Annotated in this window: 8 protein-coding genes and 1 pseudogene; 4 read left to right on the forward strand and 5 right to left on the reverse strand. The window is 37.0% G+C overall.

Annotated elements, in window-relative coordinates:
• The first annotated feature begins 16 nt into the window (after window positions 1-16).
• Window positions 17-2,221, forward strand: coding sequence for an alpha-ketoacid dehydrogenase subunit alpha/beta (locus H4J62_RS14380; protein ID WP_182216814.1), 2,205 nt, complete (start codon window positions 17-19; stop codon window positions 2,219-2,221).
• Window positions 2,218-3,306 (forward strand): ACP S-malonyltransferase, encoded by a 1,089-nt coding sequence (locus tag H4J62_RS14385; RefSeq protein WP_182216745.1) that lies wholly within the window; start codon window positions 2,218-2,220, stop codon window positions 3,304-3,306. The genes H4J62_RS14380 and H4J62_RS14385 overlap by 4 nt, the downstream gene beginning before the upstream one ends.
• A 796-nt stretch (window positions 3,307-4,102) precedes the next feature.
• On the opposite strand, the gene H4J62_RS14390 is transcribed toward H4J62_RS14385, so the two are convergent.
• On the reverse strand, window positions 4,103-4,696 hold the full coding sequence (locus H4J62_RS14390) for a hypothetical protein (protein ID WP_182216747.1): 594 nt from the start codon (window positions 4,694-4,696) through the stop codon (window positions 4,103-4,105).
• Between the two features lie 98 nt (window positions 4,697-4,794).
• Window positions 4,795-6,786, reverse strand: a pseudogene (locus H4J62_RS20505) (M4 family metallopeptidase).
• An 824-nt stretch (window positions 6,787-7,610) separates the two neighbouring features.
• Between H4J62_RS20505 and H4J62_RS14405 the strand changes: the two are divergent.
• Window positions 7,611-9,218 (forward strand): methyl-accepting chemotaxis protein, encoded by a 1,608-nt coding sequence (locus H4J62_RS14405; RefSeq protein WP_182216751.1) that lies wholly within the window; start codon window positions 7,611-7,613, stop codon window positions 9,216-9,218.
• 97 nt (window positions 9,219-9,315) lie between these two features.
• A complete protein-coding gene (locus H4J62_RS14410) occupies window positions 9,316-9,594 on the forward strand; it encodes a hypothetical protein (protein WP_182216753.1) in 279 nt (92 codons plus the stop codon).
• Window positions 9,595-9,678: 84 nt separating this feature from the next.
• Here the strand turns inward: H4J62_RS14410 and H4J62_RS14415 are convergent, their stop codons facing one another.
• From H4J62_RS14415 to H4J62_RS14425, 3 genes are all read right to left on the reverse strand, one after another.
• Window positions 9,679-9,870 carry a hypothetical protein gene (locus H4J62_RS14415; RefSeq protein ID WP_070375607.1) on the reverse strand — a complete coding sequence of 64 codons (192 nt, stop codon included), beginning with the start codon at window positions 9,868-9,870 and terminating at the stop codon, window positions 9,679-9,681.
• 163 nt (window positions 9,871-10,033) lie between these two features.
• Window positions 10,034-11,158, reverse strand: a complete 1,125-nt coding sequence (locus tag H4J62_RS14420) for an anhydro-N-acetylmuramic acid kinase (protein WP_182216755.1) — start codon at window positions 11,156-11,158, stop codon at window positions 10,034-10,036.
• A gap of 34 nt (window positions 11,159-11,192) precedes the next feature.
• Window positions 11,193-12,581: an OapA family protein gene (locus tag H4J62_RS14425; protein ID WP_182216757.1), complete on the reverse strand. Its 1,389-nt coding sequence runs from the start codon at window positions 12,579-12,581 to the stop codon at window positions 11,193-11,195.
• Window positions 12,582-12,779: the final 198 nt, after the last annotated feature.

Consider the following 12,779-nt stretch of genomic DNA (forward strand, 5'->3'; position numbering starts at 1 on the left):
TCCCCGTGGAGATATCATGTCTGATCGTAATCAGCTGGTGAAAGAAAACTTTATTAACTTTGTTCGCGCCCAAACTTTGCCTGAATCAACTTGTGCTTTAACTCCTAGTGATGTTGGATTAAGTTCAGCTGAAGTTATTGATCTATTTGAAACCCAAGTAATGAGTCGCCACCTTGATTTGCAATCACGTGTGATGCAGAAAAAAGGTCAAAGTTTTTATACTATTGGTAGCTCAGGTCATGAGGGTAATGCTGCTTATGCTAAGGCATTTCGTCCGACAGATATGGCATTTTTGCATTATCGCAGCGGTGCGTTTGTTATTCAGCGAAGTAAGCAAGTACCAGGACAAACGATTTTATATGACATGCTATTGTCATTTGCTGCATCAAAAGATGACCCTATCTCTGGCGGTCGTCATAAAGTGCTTGGTAGTAAAGCGCTCTCTATTCCACCACAAACAAGTACCATAGCGTCGCATTTGCCTAAAGCGATGGGCGCTGCATATAGCATTCCGTTAGCAAAACGTTTAGCGCATAAAGGTGAGATCCCAGACGATGGCGTCATTATTTGTAACTTTGGTGATGCTTCATCGAATCACTCCACTACACAAGGGGCAATTAACAGCACAGCTTGGGCAGCTTATCAGTCTATACCTATGCCAATTGTTTTTGTCTGTGAAGATAATGGTATTGGTATTTCAACGGCTACACCGGAAGGCTGGATCGCCGCTAATTATGAAAATAGAGCCGGCTTAACTTACCTCTATTGTGATGGCTTAAATATTTTAGATACCTATAAAACCGCAAAAGAAGCAGAGCGAATTGCTCGAGAATTGCGTAAACCCGTGTTTTTACATATCCGCACTGTGCGTATTTTGGGGCATGCGGGCTCTGATGCTGAGTTTGTTTACCGTGATATGGCTGACATTACGGCAACAGAGTTTCAAGATCCTTTATTACACACCGCGCGCATTATCTTAGAAAACAATATTTTAACGACTGAAGAGCTAATCGATATTTATCAAGACGTTGAAAAGCGCATTGAGGTTATTGCTGAAAATGCCGCTAGCAAGGAAAAACTGACCAGTGCTAATGCCGTAATGGCAAGCATTATACCTAACGTTACTAAAGCACGAAGCTCGGTGTTAGTTAGCGATAAAACTCGCGCAGAAATTTTTAAACATGAGAAACATAACCTACCTAAAAAACAGCATTTAGCAAAATTGATTAACTGGGCATTGATGGACTTGATGGCTGAATATCCCAGTATTGTTATGTGCGGTGAAGATATTGGCAAAAAAGGCGGCGTTTATAACGTTACGGCAAAGTTATGTGAACGTTTTGGCAAAAGCCGGGTGATTAATACCTTGTTAGATGAGCAAACGATTTTAGGTACCGCTATTGGTTTGGCGCACAACGGTTTTTTACCTATCCCTGAAATTCAATTTTTAGCTTATGTGCACAACGCTGAAGATCAAATTCGTGGCGAAGCGGCGACATTACCGTTTTTCTCAAATGGGCAATTTACTAATCCCATGGTGATCCGCATTGCGGGTTTGGCCTACCAAAAAGGTTTTGGTGGTCATTTTCATAATGATAACTCTTTTGCCGTTTTTCGCGATATTCCAGGATTAATCATCGCTTGTCCGTCAAATGGTGCCGATGCAGTTGAAATGATGCGCGCTAGTGTGCGTTTAGCGCAAGAGCAACAACGTATGGTGATATTTTTAGAGCCAATAGCATTGTACATGGCGAAAGACCTACACCAAGAAGGTGATGGTTTATGGACCTTTGAGTATCTGCCTCCTGAATTGGCAGACAGCAGTATCGATTTAGGCGTTAAGGTTGCTGGCTCAGGTAAACAACTGTGTATTTTAACGTATGGCAATGGCAATTATTTATCGTGCCAAGCACAAGCAAAATTAGCAGAGCAGGGTATTGATGCACGTGTTGTTGATTTACGTTGGTTAGCACCATTAGATGAAAAAGGTATTTTGGCGCAAGTGAATGATTGTGAGCATGTGCTTATTGTTGATGAATGTCGTCAAACGGGCTCAATTAGTGAAGCGCTAGTGACTTTAATTCATGAGAAAACAAGTGAATGTCCTAAAATAAAACGCGTTACCGCCAGTGATAGCTTTATTCCTCTAGGCGCTGCAGCCTATGAGGTATTACCATCGGTTAAGAATATTGTCGATGCTGCGAAGGAGATTTGCCAATGAGTTCGTCAATAAAAAATACCGATAGAGCACCAGTAAAAGCCATGAATAAGAAAAAGCAAAGAGCGGTAGTTATTTGCCCTGGCCGAGGTACCTACAATAAAGAAGAACTAGGATATTTACAGCGTTTGCATAGCGATAAAACCGAAATAGTTTCTCTAATTGATGATTTTCGCGACAGCCAAGGGCAAATGAAAGTTTCTGAACTTGATGGTATGGAAAATTACAGCATGCGTACCCATACAGCTGGTGAAAATGCTTCGGCACTTATTTATGCTTGTGCGTTATCAGATTATCAAGCCATTAATAAAGACGAGTTCGACATTGTCGCGGTTACTGGCAACTCCATGGGTTGGTATATAGCATTAGCGGTTGCTGGCGCATTAAAGCCCAAACAAGCTATTAAGCTAATTAATACCATGGGCTCGATGATGACAAAAGGTGTGATTGGCGGACAAATGATATATCCAATCATTAACGATGAGTGGAATATTGAGCGAGAGCAAGAACACAAGGTTATGCAATGGTTAGCACAAGCAAATCAACAAAGTGAATGTGAAGTTTATGTCTCGATTAATTTAGGTGGTTATATAGTATTTGGTGGTAACAAGGCCGGTTTGAAAGCGTTAGAAGCGTTACTGCCTGTGGTGCAAGATCGTTATCCAATGAATTTATTTAACCATGCTGCTTTTCATACACCGCTGCTAAGTGATGTTTCAAAGCGGGCGGTGGAACTATTGCCAGCACAACTGTTTAATGCCCCTGAAATACCGTTAATTGATGGCTTAGGGCAAGTGTGGCAACCTTATAGTTGCGATGTTGAGCAATTACATAACTACACGCTTAATACACAAGTGGTAGAACCTTATAACTTTTCAAAAGCGATAGAGGTAGCCATTAAAGAGTTTGCGCCCGATAAGCTTATTATTCTGGGCCCAGGTGCTACCTTAGGTGGCGCAGTAGCGCAGAGTTTGATCAGCCATCATTGGCTTAATTTACAAAGCAAAGCTAATTTTATAGCGCAGCAAAAGGAAAACCCTTTTATACTCGCCATGGGATTAGCAGAGCAACGTAAAAAGGTCGTATGATAAGTTTAAAATAACAACTAAACATTTTTGTATAAAATCAACTCAAGTTTCGGGATTCAAATATAATAAAACAATGATAATAAGACGATGATTTTAAATAAGTGATGTCTCAATGTGGTAAATACTTGTTAACTAGACAACGTAAAAAGCCAAAAGAGACATCGAGTGAATTCTGCCACAAACATCTTAAACTTATCATCACTAACGGCTGATCTATTTGAACAAGCAAACCTTAAGTTTAACAATACTTTCAATTCAACATGGAAGAGCACTGGCTTTAATATAATGTGACGTCAAGTTAAGTTTTCTAAGCGCTCAGGCACACCTGCTGGTAACGTTCTTTATCTGTTGATGCTTTGGCTAAAAGTAGATTCTGTTGGTATGTTTTCATTAGATGCTTTATAAAGTTTTCTGCAACAAAAAAGACGCCTTATCTGATCTATTCAAACGCGAACTGTCTGTTTCTTATTATGATTATATTTTAGTATTACAGTCAGGAAAGTCGGCATTGTTGACGTTAACTCCTGTTTATTCTTTAGGGCAACTACTAGCCAAAAGCGGAAGTTAGCTTTTGAGTTACTAACGGCAGAACTGGTCTGAGCTACTACAACAAATTTTATTTATTTGTACTCTAAAATTCACTTAATATTGAACGTACAATTATGTTCCCAATTTCAAAAGCGGACATTAGAATCATCTTGGATGCACCGAAATTAGATTGTTAACTTTAAGGTCATATATCCCCAAAAGTGCTATAGAGTTATAAGAATTTTCACAAAAGTAAAGTCGTATAATATTAATCTTCAGGTATATAACTGCAATCATCTGAATTAAGACCTAACTGATATTCACTTGATTTAGTGTCCAGCCAATTCACTAATTCTTTTGCAGAAGGTGAAAGATTAACTTGTGCCAATCCACCAGTTTTCTCTAGTAGAGTTGGAGTATACATTTGAGTGTTTATATTAAAATAAAAGCTAAAAAAACGTATACTTCCAGAATCATGACAACGTTGCTGCGACTCAGTAAAATTATGAGAAGTCACCCGACTGGCAATACTTTTAATTTCCTTGATAACTTCAATATCTAAAGTTTCAAGTAAAGTCCCAGCGCCCCCCATCACTTTAGTGAGTTCTATTTCTGACTGCTCTGCCACTTCATTTACTGAAAGGTAACCATCATTATCCCCTTTATCATGATAATAATGATAAAAGTTGCCTTCAATATCAACAAAAATCCCTGCATGACTTGCCCCCCATGCATAGTTATCATAGGTCACAGCCAGTAAATATTTTTGTTCAGCTATTGGCTCTGCTTTTTCTTCTGAATCACCCTGACAAGCGTTAATAAAACAGATAATTACAAGTATCAAAAGATTGTTAATTTTCATTTTATATCTCAATTAGTTTAATTTTAAGTCAACCGTTTATTGTACGCTCAGATGATATTGGTAATTATTATACTCTAACAACACCTGAGCTTAATTTATTACAAATCGCCACCACCGCCACCACAACTAGCATTTACTAAAGTTGACGTTGCTGTGCCACAGTCACCCATATGGTTACAGACTCTTGCTTTAAAATATTGCAAACCACTAAAATAAATTTCACTGTGACTTGTTGATTGGCTATAGGGTAATATTTTTGCCCAAACACCGTATTTTCCATTACGGTGTTCAAGCTGATAAAACTCTCCTGAAGCTAAACTGCCATTAACAATTCCCCAAGAAGTATTAATTAATGCCCCACCATTTGAACAAGAGTAACTTTTATTAAGCCAAGTTGTTTTGTTTGGCAGGCTGCTAGCGCAATAAACCGAGCTGTCATTAGGTATACCAACCACACTCCATGCAGCACAAACCGCTTTGTGTTCATTTGAATTATTACCGTGTACTTGTAGGGCAACTCTTGCCGTATGTTCCATCGCATCTATAAAGGTTTCAGCGCTAGTCATGTATTGGGTAAGTGCTTGAAAGAAGATGTTTTCTGCTTTTGTATGGCCAACCCCCGTTTCTACAGGGTGACTGGTTCGTCCTTGTGGATGAAAACCGCCATTGACCAACAAGTAATAAGCAAGGTTGATTATGCCTGAGCTATCATGGACCTCAGTATTAGAAGTGAGGTCTAAATAAAAATCTAATGAATTATTATCTTTAGTAGGGTTATTCATATACCGCATGGCATCACCACTAACGGCTGGTTTCCATACATCTTCAGCAAGGAGCCAAGTATTGCTTGTTTGACCGTTTTTAAAAATATCAACAGCTGTAGCAAAAACATCACTAAGAGCTTCGCTTACTCCTCCTGACTCACCAATAAATTTACCGTTAGCACCCTGTTGATAGATAAATGTCGGGCCTATTTCATTCGATACTCCATGAGTATATTCATGGGCGACAATATCTAAAGAACGTCCTAAAGAAGAAAACAGGCTGTCATCCCCATCACCAAAGAGGAACCTTTTATTGTTTGAATCCCAACGGCCAATATTTTTTTCATCTGGCTATCCTACATCACTTACTACATAATGAATAGTCGCTTTTAGGCTTGTGCCATTATCATCAAAAGAGTCAATACCCTGTTTATTATTAAAATAATCATACGTTGTTTTTAGATGTTCATAGACATCCATAGCGGTAGTGTCTGAAGATGAGCCTCCCTCAGAGATAAGAGTTGTTGTTCCTAAAGGGATATCTTGATTGCCAGCACTGCGTATTTCTCTATCTAAAGCGTTATGAATTTGAGGTGTTCGCATGATAAATTGAGCATTTGTGGCATCAATATAAATCTTATCAAGGTATTGACTACCATTATTATCCTTATATTCAATTAAAGATAACCATGACAAATGAGCACCCCCTAAAGCATCAACCACATAAATTAACTTGGGCTGATCTAGGATATTTATATTTTTGTTATCACTTAATATATCTAATGATGCATTAAGCGCTTGCTGTTGAGTGATTAAAGCTTGAATGGCCAAATTTTCAGAAGAAATAACATTACCATTGATAGCATAAATATTATTATTGTTGTCGGTATGAATAATGAATTCAGCACCCTCTACTTTTATGTGATTTACATATAAGTCTAGCCGAGTATGATAACCCGTTGATGAGTTATTAACTCTTCTTATTTTAAAAGACTGGTTAGCTTGTAGATGATATATAGCGCCAATATTTTTAATTAACTTATTAATATCTTTATCGTGTGTCGCTGGGTTGTAATAACCTAATTCACCTTCGATATTTGATGGCATGCCATGTGCGTTAAACTTTAATTTACTGAGGTTACCAATTTTTTTGATGGCATTTCTTTGCTCTATACGTGTTCCTTTATCCTTTTTTATTACTTCATTAGCCGACACTATACTAATTGTGAATACAAAGCTAAAAGTGAGTGTCATCACAAGTTTAACTATGTTTAATGTAAACGTTTTTAAACGGATGTAGTTTGTTTTTTTTGTTCTATCAATCATTTAACTTACCTGTTGTTATAATTAAATTATTGGAACAACAAAATGCATTTACTTCTAACTTAAAAGACTAACGACTAACGACTAATACTCACGAACGTGACTAATTTCACAATTGTTGCTATTCATCCTTAACCCTATGCATGTTTGATATTCCATTTAAAAAGCTACACAATTCCAATGTGTTCTTTTTTTAGTCACAAAAAATATATCACATTGATTATTAATCACAAGGAACAAATTGATTTACAATGAAATTTCAAATGAACACCTGATTTTTAAAACATTAATAAGCAATCTAAATCAGATCAAATCCATATACGCTTAGTGCCCCGAAGCGCCATAGAATTTAATACCTAAAATCATATTAATTTAATGTCCGCTTTGGTATTTTCTAATCAAATTAGAATTTTTGACTTTATAGATTCCTGATGAAATTTAGAACAATTCTATTATCTAACGCAGGGCTGATTTTCATCGGTTCTCTTGTCGCTAGATAAGCCAAGGCTAACGTCCGGTTTCGTATCAAAGAGATCGTTACGAAGGATGATTTTTATTCGTAAATTTAGACCGCTTTGTGGCAGATACTGCGCTTAAACTTAATAATTCCAGTTTCCGATTGTATTTAACGGTTTCCATCTTTATTCCATTTCTACAATTGCCCTCGATCTATGAAGATAATAAATAAGTAAAGAGATGAGTTATAAAATGGTTGGTTTTATTATAAATAGATAAAAATATATGCTCGATTGTTAAAGTAAATCAAAGTTTTATTATGATAATAATTTACACTTTAATGACTTTTAACTATCGGGTTCATGAACACAATGTTTTCTACACTATCATTGGCAGTAAAGATTAATGCTGCATTAGTACTTATCGCAATAGCGTTCTTAAGTACCACAGTCATATTCTTTTATTATGATGAAAAAGAGCTCAGTGAAAATTTTGTTGAACGTAACCTAGAAAGTTTAGCACTTAATTATTTTGACTCTGTGAATACTATGATGTTAACCGGGACAATAGTAAATCGTCAGTTAATACAAAATAAAATACAGAGCCAAGATGAAATTGTTGAGGCACGTATTATTCGAGCGCCTGCTTTAACGGCTATTTTTGGTGACGGTTTTGCTGATCAAAAAGCGGTCGGTAATTTTGAACAACAAGGTATAAACGGCACTAAAGCGTTTGATGTTTTTGAACGTGACGGTAAGCGAATGATGAGTTTTATTTCGCCTATTCGTGCCAGTTCAGATTACCGTGGCACTAACTGTTTAACCTGTCATCAAGTCAAAGAAAATGAAATATTAGGCGCGGTAAAGGTGACCTATGATCTGTCTAAAGTTGACCAGCAAATTATGAGTTCTATAACTCAAGCAGCGATCCTACAGTTAGTTATCACTGTTGTTAGCTTTTGGTTATTAAGTTTAACCATAAAAAAATTGATTTTTAGTCGCCTCAAACGACTTAGAAAAACCATTAACGATGTAGAACATAATTTAGATTTGAACAAAGAAATCAAAGTACATCATGATGATGAATTAGGTGCAGTAAGTGTGGCATTGAATAGCATGATGCAAAAATTTAGAACAAGTTTTTTATCCATCTCATCAACAACAGACAAATTAATTGATTCAGCAAAAAGTGTTGATGAAATATCGAATTTAATGCGTGCGGCTGTGCTTGAACAAAAGAACGGCACCGACTCTGTAGCCGCTGCAATTAATGAACTAGATACATCTGCGAGTGAAGTACATCGTAATACTCAAACCGCCGCTGAGAATTCACTGTCGGTACGAGAAAAAGCAACGCAAGGCCTGGAATTAGTTGAAAATGCTAAAGATGGCATTGGTTTATTGCGTGATAAGGTAATTGATAATACCGCTATGATAGCTGCATTAAGCGACAAAACTCATGAAGTAGGAGGTGTTTTAGAAGTAATAACCAGTATTGCCGAACAAACCAATTTATTGGCATTGAATGCCGCTATTGAAGCAGCAAGAGCCGGAGAGCAAGGGCGAGGCTTTGCAGTGGTTGCCGATGAAGTGCGCTCATTAGCCACGCGTACCAGAGAGTCTATTGACCAAATCCAGTTAACGATTAGGGGATTACAAGTCGATGCCAGTAATGCGGTTAACTCTATGAATGATGTTAGTCAGCAGGCAAATGAAAAGGCAGAAGATGTAACGAATGTAGCCAGTTTATTAGTGGAAATAACGTCGCAAATAACAGAGCTTGATGATTTAAACACACAAATTGCTAGTGCAGCACAGCAACAAAATTTAGCGGCTGACGAAATTAATGTCAATGTTGTCAATATTAGTGACGTTGCAGAAAAATCAAGTAAAGATGCGATACGTGGTAAAGAGATAAGTGAACAGTTACTCGAGTTAGCTTACGAGCTTAATCAGCAATTATCACAATTTAAAATGTAATATTTAGCCGTTATATTTAACAAAAAATGGCGGTGTTTAATTATGATCAACGTGTTGTTTTATTATACGGTTATTGATCATTGAGGAGAGTTCTACGATGTCAGCACATAAAAATGGCGAAAATTGCACAAGCAAAGAAATAACTACAGAGTTAACACAAACCAAAAAAGGTTTTTTACAAAAATTGGCTAAGGTTACTGGCATTATTTGTTTTATGCTTGCCATGGTTTTTGGCGGAGTTTTAACGTTTTCAGAGAACAATGATGAGGTGTTTCGAGCGACGATAGGGGCAACAACATTCTTCTTTTTTATGGTCTCACTTGTATTATCGACGATTGCAAATACTAACTTACCCAATTTGAAGGTTGGCGGTTAACCTATTGAAATAAAAGTTTATTATCGAATAAAAAGCCTCTTTAAAAAGAGGCTTTTTATTTTATGTAATGGGTCACCATAGTGATTAATAATAGGCGTCAGTATTATTATGTGCTTGAGGGTCTTCTATGATTTCTTCAAAGTCCACTTCAAAGCTATTGTTTTCTTCTGTATTTGCCATATAAATAGTGCGCGTTGAACCGTCAATCCAGGTGACTGTACCACTACCTTTTTTACTACCGCATTTCATACCAATATGAATATCATGAAATTCCATTGAACCTCCTCGCCTAAATTGCTGTGTTGACATTGATAAATAAACCCTATGTTATTTAGATTTACAATAGATTGTTTAGTTCAATTAATCTGCTAAATGAGCATATTTACTTAAACAGGTAATATTTTATTATAAAGATAAAGTTACTTAGGTCTAGAGTGAATTAGGCAAAAAACTCACAGCCGAGTACTGTTGACTTTCTAGCCCCTGTTACTGCTGGGATATTTCCATAGATTTTTTTGTCATAAGCGAATGCGAGCCAAGCAAATGCCATTGCTTCAAGTGCGTTATTATTCAGCTTTAGTGAATGTACCTTATTAACATTGAAGTTGTTAAGCTCTTGCTTTATAAGCTTATAACAAAAATTATTATCGATTCCTCCTCCGCATAAATATACATCTGCTGAATTTGATGTTTTTTTAATGTCGGCGGCTATAGAACAAGCAGTTAAGGCGGTGAGGGTTGCTTGTACGTCGACAGCGCTTATTTGTAATGGGGTGAGAAAGGGTGCTAACCATTGCAAGGTAAAATATTCACGGCCTGTACTTTTGGGGGCTGATAACAAAAAGTAGTCATCACTTAGTAACTGTATTAATAGTGCTTGGTTAATCGTTCCAGAGCTTCCCCAGTCGCCGTTATTGTCAAATCTCTTTCCTGAGTGTTCAAAGCACCATGCATCTAAAAGAGCGTTCCCTGGGCCGGTATCAAAGCCTAATACACTTTTAGACGAGTTTTTTTTAGGCAAAAAAGTGATATTAGCTATGCCGCCTATATTCACTAAAAAAGTTTCTTTTTCAGTGGCAGGTAATAAGAATTGGTGAAATGCAGGGACTAAAGGAGCACCTTGTCCACCTAAGGCAATATCTTTTGTTCTAAAGTCACCAATAACTCTAATGCCGGTTAATACCGCTAACGTTTGATTGCAGCCTATTTGTAAAGTAAAAGGCGCTTCAATAGCAGAGCTTTGAGTTGGGCGATGTCGAATGGTTTGACCGTGATTACCAATAGCAATAATATCAGCAGCTACTAAGTTTTCTTTGTCTAATAGTGTACTTATTGCCTCACTAAATTGATGGGCAAGAGTAATATCAAGTGAAAAGGCTCTGTCTATTTCGTTATGATTGGGTAGATAAAGCTCAGTGATTTTTTGTCGAGTGACATTGTCATATGCTTGATAATAACTAGCAACTAGTTCGGCACTTCCACTAGTAAAGTCAACAAGGGCTAAGTCAATGCCATCGGCACTAGTGCCAGACATTAACCCAATATAAAACGTAGCTTTTGTCATTTATACTCGCTAATTATTATTGGGCTAAAGAGGGTTAATGCGTCTGCATCGCCAACAAAGCTTGTCTAGAGCCTGAAAGTTCCATTAAGCGTTGGCTTGATAATACCGAAAACTCAGCAGCATATTTCTTATTAATGGGTTTAGCATCAGGTAACTTTACCGTTCTTGGATTACGGTGTACGCCATTAAGTAAAAATTCATAATGTAAATGTGATGCTTCTGACATGCCAGTTGAGCCGACATAACCAATAACGTCACCTTGCTTTACCCGTTGCCCTTTTTTAACATTTCGTTTTGAAAAGTGTAAATATTTAGTCTCAATGCCATTACCATGCTGAATAAATACGTAATTACCATTATATTTGTTATAGGTTGAATGGGTCACTTTCCCATTACCTGCAGCTACAACAGGTGTACCTTTATTTGCACGGTAATCAGTACCACGATGAGCTTTCCAGCGCTTTTGAATAGGATGAAAACGCTTTGGTTTGAAATTTGAACTAATATACCTAAAGTTTACCGGCGCACGTAAAAAAGCTTTGCGCATACTTCTGCCATCAGGAGAATAATATTCGCCGTCTGTAAAGCGAATGGCTTGAAAAGGATCATCTTTATTAATAAATTCAGCGGCAAGAATCTTACCTGTACCTATATGATCGCCATCGACATATCGATTTTCAAAAACAACATGAAAACTATCCCCTTCACGAATATCTAAGGCAAAATCGATATCCCAACCAAAAATATTAGCAAGGTTAATTATTTGTGCATCGTTTAAACCTGATTCAATACCAGCATTCCAAAAATTACTTTTTATAACACCGTGGGCAATAGTTTCTCGAATTTCTACCGTTTTGGTTTCTTTACTTGATTGGTAACTGCCATCATCAATTAGTTTTACATATAAGGTTTCTGTTTTTGATAAAGAGTAGGTCAGTACTGCTAGCTCTCCTGCTGCGTTTTGGCCTATATGAAAGACATCACCAACATTAATTTTTTTCAATAATTTACTGTAGTCACCTTTTGCTGAGCTCACGTCGTATGTTGTTCTCGCGCTATAGCCAAGGCGTTTAAATACTTTGGCAAGAGAGTCACCACTGCGTACTTTTGCTTTTTTCCAGGTTAGTGTCTCTTCTTCACTGTTAATAGGTGCCGTTATATTTTCTTTATTTATTGATGATTCGATATTGCTAGCAGGCGTGTCTAAGGAGATATCTTCAACTTCAGGTAAAGCTAATGCGTAACGTTTACCTATTTCTAGTGACGTATCTGTCAATTGACGACTGGCTGTTGCCTTTTCCGAAGGAATAAGGAGTAACAACAACACAATTATGCTGAATGAGCTAATAATTACCCTATGCGGTTTTGGTAACTGTAAATAGAATTTTTTTATGTTTTTCAACAGACTACAACCTAATTTCATGTATCTTAATACGATAGCTATCGTTTACTATATCAAAAAATAGCCTTGAGTAAAATTTAATTACCGTAAAGGTGAGTGATCTCGGGGACTCAGCGGCACTTCTTCCTTAAAAAACAAGCTGCAATAATTAAAAAATAGAACAATTGCCCTAAATATTAACTTAAGGCTTTTCACCCAAGGCATTATTGCAGTAGAATC

It is taken from the genome of Colwellia sp. BRX8-5, assembly GCF_014077325.1.
Classification (GTDB): Bacteria; Pseudomonadota; Gammaproteobacteria; order Enterobacterales; family Alteromonadaceae; genus Colwellia_A.

Excerpts from the sequence above, each read along its gene's own strand:
- H4J62_RS14380 (WP_182216814.1), top strand. The coding sequence starts at position 17 with ATGTCTGATCGTAATCAGCTGGTGAAAGAAAACTTTATTAACTTTGTT.
- H4J62_RS14385 (WP_182216745.1), top strand. The coding sequence starts at position 2,218 with ATGAGTTCGTCAATAAAAAATACCGATAGAGCACCAGTAAAAGCCATG.
- H4J62_RS14390 (WP_182216747.1), bottom strand. The coding sequence starts at position 4,696 with ATGAAAATTAACAATCTTTTGATACTTGTAATTATCTGTTTTATTAAC.
- H4J62_RS14405 (WP_182216751.1), top strand. The coding sequence starts at position 7,611 with ATGTTTTCTACACTATCATTGGCAGTAAAGATTAATGCTGCATTAGTA.
- H4J62_RS14410 (WP_182216753.1), top strand. The coding sequence starts at position 9,316 with ATGTCAGCACATAAAAATGGCGAAAATTGCACAAGCAAAGAAATAACT.
- H4J62_RS14415 (WP_070375607.1), bottom strand. The coding sequence starts at position 9,870 with ATGGAATTTCATGATATTCATATTGGTATGAAATGCGGTAGTAAAAAA.
- H4J62_RS14420 (WP_182216755.1), bottom strand. The coding sequence starts at position 11,158 with ATGACAAAAGCTACGTTTTATATTGGGTTAATGTCTGGCACTAGTGCC.
- H4J62_RS14425 (WP_182216757.1), bottom strand. The coding sequence starts at position 12,581 with ATGAAATTAGGTTGTAGTCTGTTGAAAAACATAAAAAAATTCTATTTA.